The sequence below is a fragment of the Acidovorax sp. genome, from assembly GCF_034519795.1.
Taxonomy (GTDB): domain Bacteria; phylum Pseudomonadota; class Gammaproteobacteria; order Burkholderiales; family Burkholderiaceae_C; genus Acidovorax.
Genome location: NZ_JAXHOB010000002.1, coordinates 1 through 20,420 on the forward strand (window position 1 = coordinate 1; position 20,420 = coordinate 20,420).

Annotated in this window: 16 protein-coding genes and 1 pseudogene; 8 read left to right on the top strand and 9 right to left on the bottom strand. The window is 66.2% G+C overall.

All coding sequences use genetic code 11. The annotated features are described in order from the left end of the window. The 7 genes and pseudogenes from gltA to U5N23_RS01815 form a co-directional block, all read right to left on the bottom strand. Positions 1-1,265: pseudogene (gltA, locus tag U5N23_RS01785) on the bottom strand (citrate synthase); the annotation flags it as partial. Positions 1,266-1,324: 59 nt separating this feature from the next. Further along, entirely contained in the window at positions 1,325-1,651 is a 327-nt protein-coding gene (locus U5N23_RS01790) for a succinate dehydrogenase assembly factor 2 (protein WP_007848479.1), read from the bottom strand. 22 nt (positions 1,652-1,673) lie between these two features. Beyond that, the gene (locus U5N23_RS01795; RefSeq protein ID WP_007848477.1) at positions 1,674-2,375 is read right to left on the bottom strand and encodes a succinate dehydrogenase iron-sulfur subunit; all 702 of its coding nucleotides are present in this window, start codon (positions 2,373-2,375) and stop codon (positions 1,674-1,676) included. 28 nt (positions 2,376-2,403) lie between these two features. Then, positions 2,404-4,209, bottom strand: a complete 1,806-nt coding sequence (gene sdhA, locus U5N23_RS01800; RefSeq protein ID WP_322591173.1) for a succinate dehydrogenase flavoprotein subunit — start codon at positions 4,207-4,209, stop codon at positions 2,404-2,406. A 33-nt stretch (positions 4,210-4,242) separates the two neighbouring features. Continuing rightward, on the bottom strand, positions 4,243-4,608 hold the full coding sequence (gene sdhD / locus U5N23_RS01805; RefSeq protein ID WP_322591174.1) for a succinate dehydrogenase, hydrophobic membrane anchor protein: 366 nt from the start codon (positions 4,606-4,608) through the stop codon (positions 4,243-4,245). Between the two features lie 80 nt (positions 4,609-4,688). After that, a complete protein-coding gene (gene sdhC, locus U5N23_RS01810) occupies positions 4,689-5,123 on the bottom strand; it encodes a succinate dehydrogenase, cytochrome b556 subunit (protein WP_322591175.1) in 435 nt (144 codons plus the stop codon). 133 nt (positions 5,124-5,256) lie between these two features. Then, positions 5,257-6,045: a GntR family transcriptional regulator gene (locus U5N23_RS01815; RefSeq protein WP_322591176.1), complete on the bottom strand. Its 789-nt coding sequence runs from the start codon at positions 6,043-6,045 to the stop codon at positions 5,257-5,259. Between the two features lie 236 nt (positions 6,046-6,281). Here U5N23_RS01815 and U5N23_RS01820 point away from each other — a divergent pair, with 236 nt between their 5' ends. The 6 genes from U5N23_RS01820 to U5N23_RS01845 all read left to right on the top strand — a co-directional run bounded on the left by U5N23_RS01820 (position 6,282) and on the right by U5N23_RS01845 (position 15,417). Continuing rightward, a complete protein-coding gene (locus U5N23_RS01820; protein WP_007848463.1) occupies positions 6,282-7,268 on the top strand; it encodes a malate dehydrogenase in 987 nt (328 codons plus the stop codon). Positions 7,269-7,288: 20 nt separating this feature from the next. Continuing rightward, the gene (gene tam, locus U5N23_RS01825) at positions 7,289-8,074 is read left to right on the top strand and encodes a trans-aconitate 2-methyltransferase (protein WP_322591177.1); all 786 of its coding nucleotides are present in this window, start codon (positions 7,289-7,291) and stop codon (positions 8,072-8,074) included. Then, entirely contained in the window at positions 8,071-9,096 is a 1,026-nt protein-coding gene (locus U5N23_RS01830) for an HpcH/HpaI aldolase/citrate lyase family protein (protein ID WP_322591178.1), read from the top strand. Before tam ends, U5N23_RS01830 begins: the two co-directional genes overlap by 4 nt. Positions 9,097-9,118: 22 nt before the next feature. Further along, positions 9,119-9,802, top strand: coding sequence for a hypothetical protein (locus U5N23_RS01835; RefSeq protein ID WP_322591179.1), 684 nt, complete (start codon positions 9,119-9,121; stop codon positions 9,800-9,802). A 93-nt stretch (positions 9,803-9,895) separates the two neighbouring features. After that, positions 9,896-12,481 (top strand): bifunctional aconitate hydratase 2/2-methylisocitrate dehydratase, encoded by a 2,586-nt coding sequence (gene acnB, locus U5N23_RS01840; RefSeq protein WP_322591180.1) that lies wholly within the window; start codon positions 9,896-9,898, stop codon positions 12,479-12,481. A 374-nt stretch (positions 12,482-12,855) separates the two neighbouring features. Further along, positions 12,856-15,417, top strand: coding sequence for an ankyrin repeat domain-containing protein (locus U5N23_RS01845; protein WP_322591181.1), 2,562 nt, complete (start codon positions 12,856-12,858; stop codon positions 15,415-15,417). 172 nt (positions 15,418-15,589) lie between these two features. Here the strand turns inward: U5N23_RS01845 and U5N23_RS01850 are convergent, their stop codons facing one another. Both U5N23_RS01850 and U5N23_RS01855 read right to left on the bottom strand, forming a co-directional pair. Continuing rightward, positions 15,590-16,771 (bottom strand): hypothetical protein, encoded by a 1,182-nt coding sequence (locus U5N23_RS01850; RefSeq protein ID WP_322591182.1) that lies wholly within the window; start codon positions 16,769-16,771, stop codon positions 15,590-15,592. Then, the gene (locus U5N23_RS01855; protein ID WP_322591183.1) at positions 16,768-17,697 is read right to left on the bottom strand and encodes a LysR substrate-binding domain-containing protein; all 930 of its coding nucleotides are present in this window, start codon (positions 17,695-17,697) and stop codon (positions 16,768-16,770) included. The genes U5N23_RS01850 and U5N23_RS01855 overlap by 4 nt, the downstream gene beginning before the upstream one ends. A gap of 202 nt (positions 17,698-17,899) precedes the next feature. On the opposite strand from U5N23_RS01855, the gene U5N23_RS01860 reads away from it, so the two are divergent. Together U5N23_RS01860 and U5N23_RS01865 are read left to right on the top strand one after the other, a co-directional pair. Then, the gene (locus tag U5N23_RS01860; protein WP_416208558.1) at positions 17,900-18,685 is read left to right on the top strand and encodes a sulfite exporter TauE/SafE family protein; all 786 of its coding nucleotides are present in this window, start codon (positions 17,900-17,902) and stop codon (positions 18,683-18,685) included. Between the two features lie 601 nt (positions 18,686-19,286). Then, on the top strand, positions 19,287-20,177 hold the full coding sequence (locus tag U5N23_RS01865) for a serine hydrolase (protein ID WP_322591184.1): 891 nt from the start codon (positions 19,287-19,289) through the stop codon (positions 20,175-20,177). Positions 20,178-20,420: the final 243 nt, after the last annotated feature.

Consider the following 20,420-nt stretch of genomic DNA (forward strand, 5'->3'; position numbering starts at 1 on the left):
ACAGCTGGCGTGGGCGGCCGATCTTGTACTCGGGGTCGCCGATCATTTCGTTCAGCTGGGCGATCCAGCCCACGGTGCGGGCCAGGCTGAAGATGCCGGTGAACAGGTTCACCGGGATGCCGATGGCGCGCTGCACGATGCCGGAGTAGAAGTCCACGTTCGGGTAGAGCTTGCGCTGCACGAAGTAGTCGTCTTCCAGGGCGATCTTTTCCAGTTCCTTGGCCAGCTTGAACAGCGGGTCGTTTTCCAGGCCCAGTTCGGCCAGCACTTCATTGCAGGTCTCTTGCATGAGCTTGGCGCGGGGGTCGTAGTTCTTGTACACGCGGTGGCCAAAGCCCATGAGCTTGACGCCGGAGTTCTTGTCCTTGACCTGCTTGATGAAGTCGCCGATCTTTTCCACGCCGCCCTGGGCCTGGATGTCGTACAGCATGTTCAGCGCTGCTTCGTTGGCGCCGCCGTGGGCAGGGCCCCACAGGCAGGCCACGCCGGCAGCGATGGCTGCAAACGGGTTGGTGCCCGACGAGCCGCACAGGCGCACGGTGGAGGTCGATGCGTTCTGCTCGTGGTCTGCGTGCAGGATGAAGATGCGGTCCAGCGCGCGTTCCAGCACGGGGTTGACCTTGTACTCTTCGCAGGGCGTGCCGAACATCATGCGCAGGAAGTTGCCTGCGTAGCTCAGGTTGTTCTGCGGGTACATGTAGGGCTGGCCCACGCCGTACTTGTACGCCATGGCCACCAGGGTGGGCATCTTGGCGATCAGGCGGATGGCAGCGATCTCGCGGTGCTGCGGGTTGTTGATGTCCGTGCTGTCGTGGTAGAAGGCCGACAGGGCGCCCACCAGGCCGGTCAGCACCGCCATGGGGTGCGCGTCACGGCGGAAGCCACGCAGGAAGAACTGCATCTGCTCGTTGACCATGGTGTGGTTGGTCACGCGGCTGGTGAAGTCGGTCTTCTGCGCTTCGTTGGGCAGGTCACCGTACAGCAGCAGGTGGCAGGTTTCCAGGAAGTCGCAGTTCTGCGGCCAGCTGCTCAATGGGGTAGCCGCGGTACAGCAGTTCGCCTTTGTCGCCATCGATGTAGGTGATGGCCGACTGGGTCGCTGCCGTCGACAGGAAGCCCGGGTCATAGGTGAACATGCCCGTTTGCGCGTACAGCTTGCGGATGTCGATGACATCCGGGCCAATGCTGCCCTGGTAGACCGGCAGGTCCACGCTGGGGCTGCCGTTACTGAACGACAGGGTGGCTTTGTTGTCAGCTAGCTTCATTGTTACTTTCCTTGGGTAGGTTTGCCGGAATTCCGGTGGTAAGGGGCCCTGTCTCCAGGTCAGGCCCGGGGCCTCGCTGCGCCACCACTGAGCCGCAGCATGCCGAGTACTTCACGCACTTCTTCTGTATCGAGCGGACCTTCCGGCTCACGGCGGGCGAGCACCAGGTCCAAAAGGTCGTTGTCTGCCAGGTCCATCAACTGGGTCATGCCGTAGGCCTGGCGCCAGTTGATGGTGGCCCCGTGCAGCGCAAAGAAGTTCTCGATGTAGAGATCGTTCTCCAGCAGGCCGCGGCGCGAGCGCCAGTGCAGCTTGGCGCGCTCGCGGTCGTCCAGCAGGTCGGTAGGGGCCGGCGTCTGGGCGACGGGGGTCAGGGTCTCGGACATGGCAGTACGGGTCTCAAGAGGGTCAGACAGTGCGGCGCACCATCAGTTCCTTGATCTTGCCGATGGCCATCGTGGGGTTCAGGCCCTTGGGGCACACGTCCACGCAGTTCATGATGGTGTGGCAGCGGAACAGGCGGTACGGGTCTTCCAGGTTATCCAGGCGCGCACCCGTGGCTTCGTCGCGGCTGTCGGCGATGAAGCGGTAGGCCTGCAGCAGGCCGGCGGGGCCCACGAACTTGTCGGGGTTCCACCAGAAGCTGGGGCAGCTCGTGGAGCAGCTGGCGCACAGAATGCACTCGTACAGGCCGTTGAGCTCTTCGCGCTCTTCGGGGCTCTGCAGGCGTTCCTTCTCGGGGGCCAGGTCCTCGGTGATGAGGTAGGGCTTGATCGAGTTGTACTGCTTGAAGAACTGCGTCATGTCCACGATCAAATCGCGGATGACCGGCAGGCCGGGCAGGGGCTTGAGAACGATGGTGCCCTTGAGGGTGTTCATGTTCGTCAGGCAGGCCAGGCCGTTCTTGCCGTTGATGTTCATCGCGTCCGAGCCGCACACGCCTTCGCGGCACGAACGGCGGAACGACAGGCTCGGGTCCTGCTCCTTGAGCTTGACCAGGGCGTCCAGCAGCATGCGTTCGTGGCCGTCGAGTTCGATCTCGATGGTCTGCATGTAGGGCTTGGCGTCCTTGTCCGGGTCGTAGCGGTAGATTTGAAAGGTGCGCTTCATGTTGTTCTTTCGTGAGGCTGCTGGATCATCAGAACGTACGGACCTTGGGAGGCACGCTGTCCACCGTCAGGGGCTTGAGGTTCACAGGCTTGTAGGTCAGGCTGTTGTTCGCGCTGTGCCACAGGGTGTGCTTCATCCACTCCTTGTCGTTGCGGCCCAGCGGGAACTCGGCGTGGTCGGCAGCGTGCTCGTAGTCGTACACCGTGTGCGCGCCACGGCATTCCTTGCGGGCCGCGGCCGAGGTCATCGTGGCCTGGGCCACTTCGATCAGGTTGTCGACTTCCAGGGCTTCCATGCGGGCCGTGTTCCAGACCTTGGACTTGTCCTTCAAGGTCACGCCGCCCACGCGTTCGCGGATGGCGTTGATCTTGACCGTGCCTTCGTCCATGCTGGCCTGCGTGCGGAACACGCCGGCGTGCTGCTGCATGCTCGAACGGATGTCGTTGGCCACGTCCTGGGCGTAGATGCCTTCGGTGGAGTCCTGCAGCTGGTTCAGGCGCGCCAGGGTGCGCTCTGCGCCATCAGCGGGCACGGCCAGGTTGTCGCCAAAGCCCTTCACGTAGCTGACGATGTGCTTGCCGGCCGACTTGCCGAAGACCAGCAGGTCCAGCAGCGAGTTGGTGCCCAGGCGGTTGGCGCCGTGCACCGAGACGCACGAGCATTCGCCCACGGCGTAGAGGCCGTTGACCACGTGGTTCTGCTGGCCGTCGTGCACCACGACCTGGCCATTGATGTTGGTGGGGATGCCACCCATCTGGTAGTGGATGGTGGGCACCACAGGGATCGGTTCCTTGGTGATGTCCACGTTGGCGAAGTTGTGGCCGATCTCTTCCACCGATGGCAGGCGCTTGCGGATGGTGTCCGCGCCCAGGTGGTCGAGCTTCATCAGGATGTAGTCCTTGTTCGGACCACAGCCACGGCCTTCCTTGATTTCCTGGTCCATCGAGCGCGACACGAAGTCACGCGGTGCCAGGTCCTTCAAGGTGGGCGCATAGCGCTCCATGAAGCGCTCGCCATTGCTGTTGAGCAAAATGGCGCCTTCGCCGCGGCAGCCTTCGGTCAGCAGCACGCCCGCGCCGGCCACGCCGGTGGGGTGGAACTGCCAGAACTCCATGTCCTGCAGCGGGATGCCGGCACGTGCCGCCATGCCCAGGCCGTCGCCGGTGTTGATGAAGGCGTTGGTCGATGCCGCGAAGATGCGGCCCGCGCCGCCGGTGGCCAGCAGCACGGCCTTGGCATGCAGCTCGTACAGGTCGCCGGTTTCCAGCTCCAGCGCGGTCACGCCGACCACGTCGCCCTGGGTGTTGCGGATCAGGTCCAGTGCCATCCACTCCACGAAGAAGTTGGTCTTGGACTTCACGTTCTGCTGGTACAGCGTGTGCAGCATGGCGTGGCCGGTGCGGTCAGCCGCTGCGCAGGCGCGCTGCACGGGCTTTTCGCCGTAGTTGGCGGTGTGGCCGCCAAAGGGGCGCTGGTAGATGGTGCCGTCGGGGTTGCGGTCGAACGGCATGCCGAAGTGTTCGAGCTCGATCACCACGTTCGGTGCTTCGCGGCACATGAACTCGATGGCGTCCTGGTCGCCCAGCCAGTCCGAGCCCTTGATGGTGTCGTAGAAGTGGTAGTGCCAGTTGTCCTCGCTCATGTTGCCCAGCGATGCGGACACGCCGCCCTGCGCCGCCACCGTGTGCGAGCGGGTGGGGAACACCTTGGACAGGCAGGCCACGTTCAGGCCTGCGCGGGACAGTTCCAGCGAGGCGCGCATGCCGGAGCCGCCGGCACCGACGATGACGACGTCGAACTTGCGCTTGGTGATGTTAGCTTTGGAGTAGCTCATTTGTTGTTTGCCTTCAGTCGCGGGGGATCGGTATCAGAGACGCCACAGAACCTGGATGCCCCAGCCGGCACAGCCGACGAGCCAGACGATGGTGAAAACCTGCAGCGCCAGGCGCAGGCCCACGGGCTTGATGTAGTCCATCAAGACTTCGCGCACGCCAACCCAGGCGTGCCATGCCAGCGAAATGATCACGGTGAAGGTCAGCACCTTCATCCACTGGGCCGAGAAGATGCCGGCCCATTTGTCATAGCCCATGGGGCCCTTGTTGAAGATAACCTGGGCCAGCAGGGCCAGGGTGAACAGCGCCATCAGGATGGCGGTGACGCGCTGGCTGAGCCAGTCGCGCAGGCCATAGTGGGCGCCGACGACGACGCGCTTGGAACCGTAATTGACGGACATGGGTGCTTTCCTCTTGTGCGGCGGTGTTGGCTGCGGGATGGCAGCGTTCACCGCTTTTTTTATGGGTGGTTATCGATCGATCAGTACAGGCCGAACAGCTTGGCGCCCAGCACCACGGTCAGCGTGATGCTGACCACGAAGACCACGATGGACGAGGTCTTGCCGAACTGCTTGTTCACGGCGCTGTGGCTCACGTCCATCCACAGGTGGCGCAGGCCGGCCGTGAAGTGGTGCAGGTACGACCAGATCAGCGCCAGGGCCACCAGCTTGATGAACCAGCCGGGCACGAAGCCGATGCCGATGCCGAAGGCAGCGGTGAACTTGGCGAACGAGATATCGGAAGACACCGAGGTGTCGAACATCCAGATGATGAAAGGCAGCAGCAGGAACATGATCAGCCCGCTGCCGCGGTGCAGGATCGAAACCCACGCTGCAGGCGTCATGCGGTAGGTGGTCAGGTCCTTGAAGGCATTGATGTTGCGGAATTCAGGCCGTTTTTTGGCGAGTTCGGTCATGTTTTGTGCTTTCGTGGATGTAACTGCTTTGTAATTTGGACATGCAAAGAACGCAAAATTCTATTGCAACGCAACACACACGGTTTCAAGTCGCCCCTAATGCCGACATTTCCGCTCAGTTGCCAGGGTAGTGTCAGCTCAGTTCATTACGGTAGTGGTGGGTGTCCGTGAGGTACAGCCCGCGCCGTAACTCCATGGGAACGTCGTTGTAGGTGTACGCAATGCGCTCCACGCTGAGCAGCGGCGTGCCCGGTGCCACCATCAGCACCGCAGCCTGTTCGGCATCAGGCAACACGGCGCGTATTTTCTCTTCGGCACGCACCATGCGCACGCCGAAGTCGATTTCGAACATGGCGTAAGTAGGGCCTTCGTAGCTGGCCAGCTGGTCGGCCGTCAGCCCTTTGAAAGCCTGGCCCGGCAGCCAGATGTCCTCAAGAATGGTGGGCACGCCCGCAAACGACAGCACGCGCCGCGCCTGGATCACCGGGTCGGCGCTGCGCAGCGCCAGGGCGCGCGCCACGTCGGCGCTGGCGCGCACGCGCTTGCAGTCGATCACCTGGCGCTGGGCGCGGCCTTCCACGCGGGCGTCGCCGGTGTCGGGCATGAGCTTCAAGAAGCGGTACTGCACATGCTGCTCGGCATGCGTGGCCACGAAGGTGCCCTTGCCCTGGCGGCGCATCACCAGGTTCTCGGCCGCCAGCTCGTCGATGGCCTTGCGCACCGTGCCCTGGCTCACGCGAAAGCGCGCCGCCAGGTCCATTTCGCTGGGGATGGCCTCGCCGGGCTTCCACTCGCCCTGCTGCAGGCTCTGCAGGATGAGCCCCTTGATCTGCTGGTACAGCGGGCTGAACGCCGGCGTGGCAGCGCCCGCGCCAGTCGTTGGCTGCGCAGGGGTGTCGGCGTTGAGCGGTAGCGAGGACATGGCAGTCGAAAAATGGGGCCGTGCGGGGAGCTTTGGCCGGGCGGGCACATGCCTCACCCAGCCTGGTATTCGGAGCTTCGATCATATCTTATATAAGACATAAGACAAATTGACCGGGGTATTGAATCGGCAGTACACTCCAAGGCTGTTTTGCGGGGCACGGGCTGCTGGTAACAGGCGCTGGTGCTTGCGTTGCACACACCCCCTGATTTCCTCACTTCCCTGGAGTTCTCACCATGAGCAAGAAGCCCGTTCGCGTTGCCGTCACCGGCGCCGCTGGTCAAATCGGTTACGCACTGCTGTTCCGTATCGCCTCCGGCGAAATGCTGGGCAAGGACCAACCGGTCATTCTGCAACTGCTCGAAGTTCCCGTCGAGGGCCCCCAGAAGGCGCTCAAGGGCGTGATGATGGAGCTGGACGATTGCGCATTCCCGCTGCTGGTCGGCATGGAAGCCCACAGCGACCCGATGACCGCCTTCAAGGACGCCGACTACGCCCTGCTGGTCGGCTCGCGCCCACGCGGCCCCGGCATGGAACGCGCCGAGCTGCTGGCCGTCAACGGCGCCATCTTCACGGCACAGGGCAAGGCCCTGAACGCCGTGGCTTCGCGCAACGTGAAGGTGCTGGTCGTCGGCAACCCTGCCAACACCAACGCCTACATCGCCATGAAGTCGGCCCCTGACCTGCCACGCAAGAACTTCACCGCCATGCTGCGCCTGGACCACAACCGCGCTGCCAGCCAGATCGCTGCCAAGACCGGCAAGGCCGTGGCCGACATCGAAAAGCTGACCGTCTGGGGCAACCACTCGCCCACGATGTACGCCGACTACCGTTTCGCCACCATCAACGGCGAAAGCGTCGCCAAGATGATCAACGACCAGGAATGGAACGCCAACACCTTCCTGCCCACCGTGGGCAAGCGCGGCGCCGCCATCATCGAAGCACGTGGCCTGTCGTCGGCTGCATCGGCTGCCAACGCCGCCATCGACCACATGCGCGATTGGGCCCTGGGCACCAACGGCAAGTGGGTCACCATGGGCATCCCGTCGGACGGCCAGTACGGCATTCCCAAGGACACCATGTTCGGCTTCCCCGTCACCTGCGAAAACGGCGAGTACAAGCTGGTTGAAGGCCTGGAGATCGACGCCTTCTCGCAAGAGCGCATCGACAAGACCCTGGCCGAGCTGCAAGGCGAGCAAGACGGCGTCAAGCACCTGCTGTAATCGGTAGCCCAAAGTCCTTCATGGCCGACTGGAACCCCGCGCTCTACCGCCGCTTCGAGGACGAGCGCACGCGCCCGGCCGCTGAGCTGCTGGCGCGGGTGCCCCTGGCCGATTTGTCCAGTGCCGCCCACGTGGTGGACCTGGGCTGCGGGCCGGGCAATTCCACCGAGCTGCTGGTGCAGCGCTTTCCACAAGCGCAGGTCACCGGCATCGATACCTCCGAGGCCATGCTGGCCAGCGCGCGCGAGCGCCTGCCCGGAACGGCCTTCGAACAGGGCGACATCGCCACCTGGGTGCCCACCGTGGCCCCCGACCTGATTTACGCCAACGCTGCCCTGCAATGGGTGGCGGGGCACGAAACCCTGGTTCCCCGGTTGTTCAGCCTGCTCGCCCCGGGTGGCGTGCTGGCCATCCAGATGCCCGACAACCGGCAGGAACCTTCGCACCGGCTGATGCGCGAGATCGCCGGGCAGTCGCCCTGGCGCGAGCCCATCGGCGATGCCGATGCCGTGCGTACCGGGCTGGCCACCATCGGCGGCTACTACGACATGCTGGCCAGGGAGGCCGCTGTGGTGGACGTGTGGCACACCGTCTACCAGCACGTCATGCCCACGGCCGGCGCCATTGTCGACTGGCTGCGCAGCACCGGCCTGCGCCCCTTCCTCGATCCGCTGGCGGACGACCTGCGCGCCAGCTTCCTGGCAGAGTACGAGCGCCGCATCGCCGAGGCCTACCCCGAGCGCAGCGACGGCAACCGCCTGCTGTCCTTCCCGCGCATGTTCATCGTCGCGCAGCGCCCCGCATGAACGCCGTTGTTGCCCCCCCCGCCCATCCCGCCAGCGTGCTGCTGGGCGCCCAGGCGGCCGCGTTGCGCCTGCCGGTGTGCGACCACTACAGCGGTGTGGAAGCGCGCATGAAAAAGAGCCTGCAGCTGCAGGCCGAGATGACGGCCGAGTTCGGCCACTGCGTGTTCGACGTCACCCTGGACTGCGAAGACGGCGCCCCCGTGGGCCAGGAGCGCGAGCACGCCGCCCTGGTCGCATCGCTGGTGCTGGGCGCCGCCGATGGCGCGCGTGTGGCCGCCCGCGTACACACCGTGGACCACGCCGCCTTTGCCAACGACATGGCCACCATTGCGGGCGAGGCCGGCCACCGCCTGTCGCACATCATGGTGCCCAAGGTCGAGTCGGTGGACGACGTGCTGCACGCCGAAAAGGCGCTGCTCGCCGCATCGGCCGGCCACCTGCCGCTGCACGTGCTGATCGAATCGCCGGCGGCCGTGCACCGCGCCTTCGAGATCGCAGCGCACCCGCGCGTGCAGAGCATCAGCTTCGGGCTCATGGATTTTGTCTCGGCGCATGGCGGGGCCATCCCTTCGTCGGCCATGGGCTCGCGCGGCCAGTTCGAGCACCCGCTGGTGGTGCGCGCCAAGCTCGAGATCGCGGCCGCCTGCCACGCCCACGGCAAGGTGCCATCGCACTGCGTGGTCACCGAATTTTCCGACACCGCTGCCATGCAGGCCGCCGCCACCCGTGCTTCGCAGGAGCTGGGCTACACCCGCATGTGGAGCATCCACCCCGGCCAGATCCGCCCCATCCTGCAGGCGTTTGCGCCGCAGCAGGACGAGATCGCGCTGTCGGCCCGCATCATTGTTTCGGCGGCGCAGGCCGACTGGGCGCCCATCAGCCATGATGGCACCCTGCACGACCGCGCCAGCTACCGCTACTACTGGCAGGTGCTCGAACGCGCCCACCAGACCGGGCGCGCGCTGCCGCCCGAAGTGGCCCCCTGGTTTGCTGCTTCCCCCGCTCCCCACCACGACGCCTGAACCCTTTTTCCAGGACTTCCCCATGAAATCACTGATTCTCACGTCCGCCCTGATGCTGGTGGCCCCTGGCCTTGCCCTGGCGCAGGCCGCAGCCGAGCCCGCCAAGAAGAGCGCGCCCGCCGCCAAGAAGGAAGCCGCTCCCAAGAAGGAAACCGCCGCCAAGCCGGCCGCAAAGCCCGCCGCCAAGTCGGCTGCGGCCAAGGACAAGGCCCCCGCCAAGAAGACCGCCAAGGCCGAGCCCACCAGCAGCCGCCAGCAGCTGAACACGGCGGCCAACCAGGTGGCGTCCGGCCTCATCGCCGCCGATGCCGCGCTGAGCCCTGAGGAGCAGGCCATTGCCCAGAAGGTGCACACCGGCCGCATCGCCTGCGAGCTGGGCGCCTTCGTCAACGTGACGGCCGACGCCGCCATCCCTGGCCGCTTCCACATCGAAGGCAAGGGCTTCAAGTACCACATGACCCCCGTGGTCACCAGCACCGGCGCCGTGCGCCTGGAAGACGCCAAGGGCGGCGCCGTGTGGCTGCAGATCGCCAACAAGTCCATGCTGATGAACCAGAAGCTCGGCCAGCGCCTGGCCGACGAGTGCATGAGCCCCGAGCAGACCCTGGTGGCCGAAGCCGCCAAGAAGGCCCCGCCGCAGAGCGTGTTCGACCCGCTGCCCGCAGCCACGGCCGCGCCTGCGGCCACCGCCACCGCCATCAAATAACCAGAATCCGACGAGACACGGTACCCCCGCGCCGCATGGCCTGTGCAGCCCCGGCGCAACCACCCCACTTTAGAACGCAACCGGAGAAAAATGATGTTGAAAGCCTACCGTGACCATGTGGCCGAGCGCGCCGCGCTGGGCATCCCACCGCTGCCCCTGACGGCCAAGCAGACCGGCGAGCTGATCGAACTGCTCAAGAACCCGCCCGCTGGTGAAGAGGCCATGCTGGTGGACCTGATCACGCACCGCGTGCCTGCCGGTGTGGACGATGCCGCCAAGGTCAAGGCCAGCTACCTGGCCGCCGTGGCCCACGGTACCGAGGTGTGCACCCTGATCGGCCGCGAGCGCGCCACGCAGCTCCTGGGCACCATGCTGGGTGGCTACAACCTCACCCCCCTGATCGACCTGCTGGACGACGCGGCCGTGGCCTCTGTCGCCGCCGAAGCGCTCAAGAAGACGCTCCTGATGTTCGACCAGTTCCATGACGTCAAGGAAAAGGCCGACAAGGGCAACACCTTCGCCAAGGCCGTGCTGCAAAGCTGGGCCGATGCCGAGTGGTTCACCAGCCGCCCCGAAGTGCCGCAGAGCATCAAGCTCACCGTGCTCAAGGTCACCGGCGAAACCAATACCGACGACCTGTCGCCCGCGCCCGACGCCTGGAGTCGCCCCGACATCCCGCTGCATGCGCTGGCCATGCTCAAGAACAAGCGCGACGGCATCACGCCTGAAGAAGACGGCAAGCGCGGCCCCATCAAGTTCATCGAAGACCTGCGCGCACGCGGCAACCTGGTCGCCTACGTGGGCGACGTGGTCGGCACCGGCTCCAGCCGCAAGTCGGCCACCAACAGCGTGCTGTGGTTCACGGGCGAAGACATTCCGTTCGTGCCCAACAAGCGCTTCGGCGGCGTGTGCCTGGGCAGCAAGATCGCTCCCATCTTCTACAACACCATGGAAGACGCGGGCGCCCTGCCCATCGAGCTCGATGTGAGCCAGATGAACATGGGCGACGAGATCGAGCTGCTGCCCTACGCCGGCAAGGCACTGAAGGACGGCCAGGTCATCGCCGAGTTCACCGTCAAGAGCGAAGTGCTGTTCGACGAAGTGCGCGCCGGTGGCCGCATTCCGCTGATCATCGGCCGCGGCCTCACGGCCAAGGCCCGCGAGGCCCTGGGCCTGGCGCCTTCCACCCTGTTCCGCCTGCCGCAAGTGCCTGCCGCCACCGGCAAGGGCTTCACCCTGGCGCAGAAGATGGTCGGCCGCGCCTGCGGCCTGCCCGAAGGCCTGGGCGTGGTGCCCGGCACGTACTGCGAACCACGCATGACCTCGGTCGGCTCGCAGGACACCACCGGCCCCATGACGCGCGACGAACTGAAAGACCTGGCCTGCCTGGGCTTCAGCTCCGACCTGGTGATGCAGTCCTTCTGCCACACGGCTGCCTACCCCAAGCCCGTGGACGTGAAGATGCACCACGAGCTGCCTGATTTCATCAGCACGCGCGGCGGCATCTCGCTCAAGCCCGGCGACGGCATCATCCACAGCTGGCTCAACCGCATGCTGCTGCCCGACACCGTGGGCACCGGCGGCGACTCGCACACGCGCTTCCCCATCGGCATCAGCTTCCCTGCCGGCTCCGGCCTGGTGGCGTTTGCCGCCGCCACGGGCGTGATGCCCCTGGACATGCCTGAATCGGTGCTGGTGCGCTTCAAGGGCAAGATGCAGCCCGGCGTCACGCTGCGCGACCTGGTGCATGCGATTCCGCTGTACGCCATCAAGGCCGGCCACCTCACCGTGGCCAAACAGGGCAAGAAGAACATCTTCTCGGGCCGCATCCTGGAAATCGAAGGCCTGCCGGACATGAAGGTCGAGCAGGCGTTCGAGCTGTCCGACGCATCGGCCGAGCGCTCTGCCGCCGGCTGCACCGTGCGCCTGAACAAGGAGCCCGTGATCGAGTACATCAACTCGAACATCGTGCTGCTCAAGAACATGATCGCCCAGGGCTACGCCGATCCACGCACCATCGGCCGCCGCATCAAGGCCATGGAAGCCTGGCTGGCCAACCCCCAGCTGCTGGCACCCGACGAGAACGCCGACTACGCCGAAATCATCGAGATCGACCTGGCCGAGATCACCGAACCCATCGTCTGCTGCCCCAACGACCCCGATGACGCCAAGACGCTGTCGGACGTGGCCGGCGCCGCGATCGACGAAGTGTTCATCGGTTCGTGCATGACCAACATCGGCCACTTCCGCGCAGCCTCCAAGCTGCTCGAAGGCAAGAAGGACATCCCCGTCAAGCTGTGGATGGCCCCGCCCACGAAGATGGACGCGCACCAGCTCACCGAAGAAGGCCACTACGGCGTGTTCGGCGCGGCCGGTGCCCGCATGGAAATGCCCGGCTGCTCGCTGTGCATGGGCAACCAGGCCCAGGTGAAGGAGGGCGCCACCGTGATGTCCACCAGCACCCGCAACTTCCCCAACCGCCTGGGCAAGAACACCAACGTCTACCTGGGCTCGGCCGAACTCTCGGCCATCTGCTCCAAGCTGGGCCGCATTCCTACCAAGGAAGAGTACCTGGCCGACATCGGTGTCATCAACCAGAACGGCGACAAGATCTACCAATACCTGAACTTCGACAAGATCGCCGAGTTCAAGGACGTGGCAGACGGCGTGGCGGCCTGAAGTGAAACACCCCCTGAGTCGCTTCGCGCCTTCACCCCTCTCTCGACTCGCTATGCGAGTCGGGAGGGGGACGCCCCCAGCGCGGCGGGGCGGCCCTTGCGCGGGGGCACTGGCCTTGGCCGCGCCAGTTTCATGCGTCGCGGGTGGCGCGCAGCGCAATGGATAACTGATACGCATCCCTGGGGCCCGTTGATCGGTCCCCCCCACGAAAAAGCGGCTCCCCGGAGCCGCTTTTTTCATGGCGGTGCGTGTTGTGAGCGTGTTCTGTGTGTCACGCATTCGCAACGGCTGAGCCATGTGTTTGTCATGTAAATGTCATGATGGACTTGCATGCTTCGCCCATAACAACAACAAAAAGAAATGGAGGGACATCCATGGCAAGAGAGAACAACCCCGAAAACATAGACACCCTGGGCAAGCGCCTGGGGATGCTGCTGTTCAGCGGGCTCTTCGCAGCGGCCTTTGGCCTGGGCGGCTACTTCGCGGGGCTGCAGCCCCTGGTGCAGACGCTCCGCGCGGCGCTGGAGGTGCGCAGCTGGCAGCCGGTGGCGGCCCAGGTGCTGGGCACCGAGCTCAAGCGCCACACGTCCAGCGACGGCACCACCTACCGGGTGCACGCCCGCTACCGCTACGAATTCGCGGGCCGGCAGTACGAGGGCACCCGGGTGGGGCTCGACCCCGAGGCCGGTGCCGACAACATCGGCGACTGGCACCAGCACTGGCACGGGCTGCTGCAAAGCGCCCAGTCCCGGGGGCAGCCCATCACCATCATGGTCAACCCGCAGGTGCCCGCGCAGTCTCTCATCGACCCCTCCATCCGCTGGGCGCTGCAGATGTTCCGTGTGCCCTTTGCCCTGGTCTTCACCGGCGTGGGGCTGGTGGCGGGCTGGTTCTTCCTGCACATCCTGCTGGGCGGGGGCGGCAGGAAGCCGGAGGCCGAGCTGGGCGCTGCGCCCGAGCCCCTGAAAAAAGGCGCGGCCAGCAAGTCGGCGGGCGCCACCTGGTTCTTCACCGTCTTCTGGTGCGGCATGGCCTTCCCCATGGCCGCCATGCTGTGGACCAGCGGCAGCGCACCCTGGTTCGCCAAGGCCTTCATCTCGATCTTCGTCATGGTGGGGCTGGTGCTGATCGGCCTGGCATTGCACCAGACGCGCCAGGCCTGGCGCTATGCGGGCGCGGCGCTCACGGCGCTGCCGGCCCGGCCGCGCGCCGGCCACCCGGTGGAGCTGACGCTGCTGCTGCCCGAGCGCGCCGCCGCCCACCAGCAAGAGAGCCGCCCGCAGCTGCGCCTGGCCCAGTACCGGGTGGACGAATCGAGCTCGGGCTCGCCCGAGCGCTGCGTGGAGTCCTTCACCGAAGCGGCGCGCATGCAGCGCACGGCCGATGGTGGCTTGCGGCTGGTCGCGCGCTTCGATCTGCCGGCCGACGCGCCACCGCACGGCAGCCAGCGCTCCGGCGAGCGGGTGGACTGGCGGCTGGAGCTGCTGCACGGCCCCGACGGCTCGGTGGAGCTGACCTACGACCTGCCCGTGCAGGCCGCGCCGCGAGGCTTCGGCGGTGGTGGGGGCGACGAACTGCCCGACCGCTTCGACCGGCGCGCCGCCTGGAATCTGGCGGTGCCCATCGCGCCGCTGAGCGAGGCCGAAGAAGCGGATGAGGGCCCCCTGCCTTTGCCCCCCGCGGTCACGCTGCAGGAAACCCCACAGGCCTGGCACTACGAATTCACCCAGACCGGCTGGCGCTGGGCCGCCGGCCTGGTGCTGGCTGGCCTGGCGCTGGAGGCGGCCATCAACGGGCGCCTGGGCGCACAGGGGCTGGTGCTGCCCCGTGACTTCTTCGCGGCGGGCGCCTGGATCGGGCTGGCCGCCTTTGCCCTGCATGCCGCCACCCGCCGCTGGACCTTGAGCGTGCAGGACGGGGGCATCACCGCACGCCGCCACTCCTGGCTCTGGTCGCGCGCCGACACGGTGCCCGGCGATGCCAGCCGCAGCCTGGTGCACAAGCTGCTGTATGCCAGCGGCAGCGGTGCCAGCGAGCACCGCTACCACGCCGTGTATGCGCGCGGGGCCGGTAGCACGCTGGTGCGGCTGACCCCCGGCCTGGGTGGCGAGGCGGCGGCCACGGCCCTGGGCCATTCGCTCGCCCAGGCCTGGGCGCACCGGCGCGGCCGCTTTGCCGCCGGCATGCAGCGGCCCGCGCGGGCCCAGCACTCCCGCCCGGCCTGGGGCGCGCTGCTGGTGCTGGCCCTGGTGGTCTGGTGGGTCGTGGGCCCCAAGGTGGCTGGCACGGCCCGGCGCGCGCCAGCGGCAGAGGCGGCAGCGCCCGCCGTGTCGTACTCTGCAGTGGACGGCCGCCTGCTCGACGCCCAGAACGCCGGCGACGCCGCTGCCCTGCGCGCCGCGCTGGCCGCCGGCGCCAACCCCAACCTGCTCGCACCCAATGGCTCCAGCGTGCTCATGCTGGCCGCGCACCGGGGGCAGATGGAGCACATCGAGGCCCTGCTCGCCGCAGGTGCCAAGCCCGACCTGCGCCAGACGCAAAAGGACAGCGAGCTGGGCGACACCGCGCTGCTGCGCGCCTTCTACGGCGGTAACCTGGCGGCGGCTCAGCGCCTGGTGCTGGCCGGGGCCGGCCTGTCGGCCCGCAACCGCTGGGACTGGGGCCCCGTGCACATGGCCGCGCAAAGCGGCTGCATCGCCTGCCTGGAGTGGCTGGCCGCGCAAGGCCAGCCGCTGGATGAACCCGCAATGGCCAGCCGGGGGGAGACCCCCACCATGCTGGCCGCAGGGCGGGGCCGGGTGCAGGCGCTGCAGTGGTTCAAGGCCCGGGGCATCGACCTGGCGCGCAAGGACCCCCATGGCAAGACCGCGCTGGAGTGGGCGCGCTTCAAGAAACAGGCTGAAGCGGAGCAGTGGTTGCTGGAGCGAACGCGCTGAGCGTGGCGGCCAGGAGCCTGTCGGACTGGAGCGTCGAAAGCGAAAATCGGCCCCAGCGAGGACAGTTTTTGCCGGATTCGCAGCCTCATAGCCAGGCTATGGGGCAAGAAGACGGTGAAAAATGGACCGCTGCGGCCGATTTGCAGCCGACGATTTCCAGTCCGGCAGGCTCCTATGCTTTTCGCTTCACCTGCGCACGCAGGTGTGCCACCAGCCGGTCCACCCGTTGCACCATTTCCTTTTTCATGGCGGCAGGCGCGGTGCGCTCTTCATGCGCGCGTTTCTGTTGCGCCATCTCCTGGAACTGCTCGCCGCCATACAGCCAGGCGCTGACCAGCGCGGCGTAGCCGAAGTTCTTCTGCGCGTGTTCCGCCAGCGTCTTGTGGCCCTGGGGGTTGCCGGCCAGCGGGAACACGGTGGTGCCAGACATGATGGCCTGCATGCCCAGCGGCGTGCGGGTCATCTCCAGAATGGGACCCACCGGGTCCTGCACCTCTTTCACCATGCGCTGCAGGTCTGCCGAACCCTTGATGGGGAAATAGGCATAAGTGTCCTGAAAAATCCCGACATAAAAATTCAGCTGGCGCCGGAAATACATCTCGTCATGCTCGGGAAAGACGGCCCTCAGGATGTTGGCGATTTCTTCGCTGAACACGTTCACGTCGATGGTCAGGCACGGCAGGTGGTTGGTGTTCGACGTCAGCAGCGTCACGCCCTGCCCACCCGCCGGGGTGGGCCGGAAATACGTCGCCTCCGCCTGGGCGTTGTAGTACGGCACCTCGATCGCCTGCCGGGGTGATATGAAGCCGTGCTGTGGCAGCATCGACGAGAGCACCGAGCGCATCTCGTCGCGCGCCGACGCAAGTGCCATGGACAGCGGCGCACGCGCGGGCGCTGCGGCGGGCGTGGGGGCTGGTGCCGGTGCGGGCGTGGCCGAGTCCAGGGGCGCGTTCTCCAGCACCCGCATTGCCTGTGTCCAGAAGTCGGTGCGCTCGGGCGGCAGCACGCGGTTGGGCGCCACCAGCGCCAGGCCCACCTGGTCGTCCAGCACCGTCAGGCCCAGCGCGTTGGCCCGCTTCACCACGGCGCCCAGCAGCTTCATGCGGTTCTCGGCGGGCAGTGAAAACGTCCACACGGCCTTGCGGCAGTTTTTCGCATCTTTGACCGGATCGCCGTTCCAGGGCGCCTCGCCGCAGTCCTTGTAGGCCACCATCTGCGCGGCCAAGGCCGCGAACTTCGGGTTGGGCCCGGGCTCCAGCAGCTCCAGCCCGAACCAGTTGCGCAGGGCTTCCTCGTACGAGGTCGGAGGGGCCTGGCCGGCCGGGGGTTCCCAAACGCGAAGGTCGTAGCTCATGGTGCGGGTGTGAAAGAGGGTGGGGCGGTTTCAGAATTTTGCGCGCTGGGCAGCAGATGGTGCACCAACTGCTGCGCATGCTGTGGCAAATCTTGCAGTTTGCGCAGGCACAGCACCAGTTGCCGGTCGGCCCAGGCATCGGTCAGGCGCACGGCCTTCACGCGCTGCGCACGGGCGTGGCGCGCCGCCGCCGCACGGGGCAGTATGCCCACGCCCACCCCCAGGCCCACCAACTGGCACACTGCCTCGAACTGGCGCAGCCGCACCCGGTAGCGCAGCCGCTGCCCCTGGCGCTGCGCATGGCGCACCACCAGGGCCTGCAGCGCGCTGCCTTCGGCCAGGCCGATGAAGTCCAGGTGCGCCACGTCGGCCAGCGCCACACTGCGGCGTGCGGCCAGTGCGTGCCCCTGCGGCACCACCAGCACCAGCGGGTCGGGCCGCAGCACCTGTGTGGCCAGGCCTTCCAGGTCCACCGCGTCGGACACCAGGCCCATGTCGCACAGGCCGGCGCGCACCGCGTCGGCCACCTCCTGGCTGGAGCGCTCGTCCACATCCACCGAGATGCGCGGGTGCCGCGCCAGAAAACCCGCAATCGCCTGCGGCAGGTACTCGCTGAGTGCCGAGCTGTTGCACAGCACGCGCACATGGCCTGCCAGGCCTGCGCCGTACTCGCCCAGGTCGCCGCGCAGCTGCTCCATCTGCTGCAGCACCAGCCGCGCGTGGTGCAGCAGGGTGTGGCCTGCGGGCGTGGGCTGCACGCCGCGCTGCGCGCGCAACAGCAGCGGCACGCCCAGCGCATCTTCCATGCCGCGGATTCGCTCGCTGGCCGATGCCAGCGCCATATGGCTGCGCTCGGCACCGCCGGTGATGGTGCCGGCCTCGTGCACGTTCAGAAACAGCCGCAGGTCGGTCAGGTCAAAGCGCATGGGCCACAACGTACCACAACGGCCTTCGGCCCAGCCTGAGGCTGGGTGCGCCGCATTCCGCATTTTCAGCAGCACCCGCCTTGCCAAGAATGGCGGTCATGGCCTGCTGCACCGTGCGGGCCACCGAGGGAATGTCCGCGATGAATCCAGCACAATTTCAAAATTGTCCTACATGTCCCGGCCTGCGGGCGGGGCCGCAGCCATGATGGCCGGCCTGCTCGGCGTGAGCTCCTGGGCCTGGCTGGTGGGCGCGGTCACCGTCTTTCTGGTGGCGGGCGGCGTCAAGGGCATCGTCGGCCTGGGGCTGCCCACCGTGTCGATGGCCCTGCTGGCGATGCTGATGGCGCCGGCCGAGGCAGCGGCCCTGCTGGTCATGCCCTCGCTCATCACCAACCTGTGGCAACTGCGCCCGTGGGCCACGCTGGGGCCGCTGCTGCGCCGCCTGGGCGGCATGCTGGTGGGCATCTGCGCGGGCACCTGGCTCGGGGCCTGGGTGCTGGGGGCGCCGGCCGGCGCCTGGTCGCGCGCGCTGCTGGGCGTTGCGCTCATCGCCTATGGCTGCTGGGGCCTGCTGGGCGCGCGCCTGGCGGTGCCGCCCCGGGCCGAGCGCTGGCTGTCGCCCCTGGTGGGCTTTGCCATCGGCTGGGTCACCGCCGCCACCGGCGTCTTCGTGGTGCCGGCGGTGCCTTACCTCCAGGCACTGGGCCTGCACAAGAACGCGCTGGTGCAGGCCATGGGCATCTGCTTCACCGTGTCCACCGTCGCGCTGGCGGGCGGCCTGGCACTCAACGCCAGCTACCCGGCATCCGCCCTCGTGCTCTCGGCCTGGATGCTGCTGCCCGCGCTGCTGGGCATGGCCCTGGGTACGCGCATCCGCCAGCGCATGTCGGCCGTGTGGTTCCGGCGCTGCCTGATGGTGGGGCTGCTGGCGCTGGGGACCTACATGGTGGTCGATGCGCTCGCCTGGCATGGCTTTGCATCGCATTGACGGTAACCGGCCAACTGCTGTCGGTCGCGACTGGATTTTGGTCGACCGCTGCTTGGCCAGGAGCTGACACAGTATCCGTATTGAACGGCGCTCCCAACTCATTGGCGAGTCCCTTTCCATGGCCGCAGCGATTCAGGCGGAACTTTCCACGTTGATCTTGTTCATTGAAGGCTCATAGGAGCCTGTCGGACTTGGAAATCGTCGGCTGCAAATCGGCCGCAGCGGTCCATCTTTCACCGTCTTTTTGCCCCATAGCCTGGCTATGGGGCTGCAAATCCGGCAAAAACTGTCCTCGCTGGGGCCGATTTTCGCTTTCGACGCTCCAAGTCCGACAGGCTCCTAGCGCCTCCATTTTTGCTGCAGCGACAAGTCAATGCCCCCTCGCCGTCATTCTTCCCCCCTTCGCGGCAATCACTCAAGCTGGCTCGTACATCCATCTACTTTTGAAGAGCCGTCGCGCGGCGGGCTCCGGCGAAGGCGGCTGGCGCTGCTAGTGGTACTGCTGCTGTCTATGCTCGCAGTATTGGCCTGGTGGCGGCTACCCTTCACCCCCGCGTCGCCACCTCCAGACGCCTCACACGCTAAAACCCAGGCTCAACCCATGCAGCCACCTGAGGCTGTGAAAGAGGACTCCCCCGTCGCACCGGATGACGGACCGATGCCGCAAGCCAATCTGCCAGCGTTTCTGAGCGATAACACCAATCTTTCGTTCGCACGGCGCGCAGGCCTGCATCGCACTGAAAACCCGCTGGGACTCAGTGCCACCGCCGTGATTGCAATCGATGCACAGACAGGGGAAACACTCTTCTCGCGCAATGCCACGGTAGCCCTGCCCATTGCCTCGCTGAGCAAGCTCCTGATGGCGATGGTGCTGCTCGACTCTGGCGTCCCGCTCAGTACACGGATCGCAATCACCAGCGACGATGTGGATCGACTGAGAAACAGCCGCTCACGCCTGCAAGTCGGCACCCGCCTCTCCCGCTCCGAGGCGCTGCGTCTGGCACTGATGTCCAGCGACAACCGTGCTGCGCATGCTCTTGCCCGGACCCACCCCGCCGGGCTCGACGGATTCGTACGGCGGATGAACGCGAAGGCACAGAATGTCGGGGCAGTTCAGACGACTTTTACCGATCCCACCGGACTTTCGAATGCCAACCGCGCCACTGCGCGCGACGTCGCAGCTTTCCTCGCGGCCGCAGCGAAATATCCTCTTCTGCGGCAGTTCACAACCACCTCAAAATATCTGGCTCGGTTCGGCAAGCGACGGTTGACCTACCTGAACTCGAACCGGCTGGTACGCCTCGCCCGATGGCCGATAAGATTGCAAAAGACGGGATACATTGTGGAGGCAGGTTGGTGCATGGCAATGACCTTGCGTCTATCGCGCCGGTCTATCAACGTGGTGCTGCTCGATTCTGGCAGCGTTGCCCAGCGTGATGAGGACGCCCGAAAGCTGCGGCGCTGGCTTACATCGCAAGCAAGTAAAAAGTAGGGGTCGTCCTTGTTGTGCAGCCAGCTCGCCGAAGCTTGACTTCGGCATGCAAGCAATGGCCCATTTTTTTGCTACTCGTTTTCCGCCACAGCGCGCGATAGGCAGAGCAAGACTTCTTTCCAAGCAGAGGCGAACAAAACTCTTGGTGAGAAGCCTGCAAAGGTGAAGCATCGCAGCGAATCGAGCCTCGGCCGTTAGCGCAAGTCCATCTGACCGCGCTCCTGCCCTGTATCACCCAAGAAG

What these genes read in the sequence shown, in the direction of transcription:
- tam (WP_322591177.1), top strand. Translation starts at nt 7,289, where the DNA reads ATGGCCGACTGGAACCCCGCGCTCTACCGCCGCTTCGAGGACGAGCGC.
- U5N23_RS01795 (WP_007848477.1), bottom strand. Translation starts at nt 2,375, where the DNA reads ATGAAGCGCACCTTTCAAATCTACCGCTACGACCCGGACAAGGACGCC.
- U5N23_RS01815 (WP_322591176.1), bottom strand. Translation starts at nt 6,045, where the DNA reads ATGTCCTCGCTACCGCTCAACGCCGACACCCCTGCGCAGCCAACGACT.
- U5N23_RS01830 (WP_322591178.1), top strand. Translation starts at nt 8,071, where the DNA reads ATGAACGCCGTTGTTGCCCCCCCCGCCCATCCCGCCAGCGTGCTGCTG.
- U5N23_RS01855 (WP_322591183.1), bottom strand. Translation starts at nt 17,697, where the DNA reads ATGCGCTTTGACCTGACCGACCTGCGGCTGTTTCTGAACGTGCACGAG.
- U5N23_RS01820 (WP_007848463.1), top strand. Translation starts at nt 6,282, where the DNA reads ATGAGCAAGAAGCCCGTTCGCGTTGCCGTCACCGGCGCCGCTGGTCAA.
- sdhA (WP_322591173.1), bottom strand. Translation starts at nt 4,209, where the DNA reads ATGAGCTACTCCAAAGCTAACATCACCAAGCGCAAGTTCGACGTCGTC.
- sdhC (WP_322591175.1), bottom strand. Translation starts at nt 5,123, where the DNA reads ATGACCGAACTCGCCAAAAAACGGCCTGAATTCCGCAACATCAATGCC.
- U5N23_RS01865 (WP_322591184.1), top strand. Translation starts at nt 19,287, where the DNA reads ATGCAGCCACCTGAGGCTGTGAAAGAGGACTCCCCCGTCGCACCGGAT.
- U5N23_RS01860 (WP_416208558.1), top strand. Translation starts at nt 17,900, where the DNA reads ATGATGGCCGGCCTGCTCGGCGTGAGCTCCTGGGCCTGGCTGGTGGGC.
- U5N23_RS01845 (WP_322591181.1), top strand. Translation starts at nt 12,856, where the DNA reads ATGGCAAGAGAGAACAACCCCGAAAACATAGACACCCTGGGCAAGCGC.
- U5N23_RS01850 (WP_322591182.1), bottom strand. Translation starts at nt 16,771, where the DNA reads ATGAGCTACGACCTTCGCGTTTGGGAACCCCCGGCCGGCCAGGCCCCT.
- sdhD (WP_322591174.1), bottom strand. Translation starts at nt 4,608, where the DNA reads ATGTCCGTCAATTACGGTTCCAAGCGCGTCGTCGTCGGCGCCCACTAT.
- U5N23_RS01835 (WP_322591179.1), top strand. Translation starts at nt 9,119, where the DNA reads ATGAAATCACTGATTCTCACGTCCGCCCTGATGCTGGTGGCCCCTGGC.
- U5N23_RS01790 (WP_007848479.1), bottom strand. Translation starts at nt 1,651, where the DNA reads ATGTCCGAGACCCTGACCCCCGTCGCCCAGACGCCGGCCCCTACCGAC.
- acnB (WP_322591180.1), top strand. Translation starts at nt 9,896, where the DNA reads ATGTTGAAAGCCTACCGTGACCATGTGGCCGAGCGCGCCGCGCTGGGC.